We start from the raw sequence: 217 nt of genomic DNA on the forward strand, positions 1-217 counted from the left end.
ACCCATAGCTGCTCCCCATTTGGTGAGAATAGTCGTTTGGGTTCAATGTATACCCCCAGCAATCTCTTCCGTAGGTACAGTCTTTATTTTTGCCTAACTCTTGTTCACTATTCTTAAGGTAAAAAGATATCGCACCTTCTAAGTCACTCTTAGGTACTGTCACTGGTCTGCCGTAACTATCAGCGAAGGAAACTGACACACTAAGTTTGGACTGCAT

At 42.9% G+C, this 217-nt stretch carries 1 pseudogene; it reads right to left on the reverse strand.

Annotation, left to right across the window (positions count from 1 at the left end):
* Nucleotides 1-217 (reverse strand): annotated as a pseudogene (locus tag AB4512_RS24355) (hypothetical protein); the annotation flags it as partial.

The organism is Vibrio sp. 10N.222.52.B7, from assembly GCF_041474275.1.
In the GTDB taxonomy this organism is placed as follows: domain Bacteria; phylum Pseudomonadota; class Gammaproteobacteria; order Enterobacterales; family Vibrionaceae; genus Vibrio; species Vibrio crassostreae_C.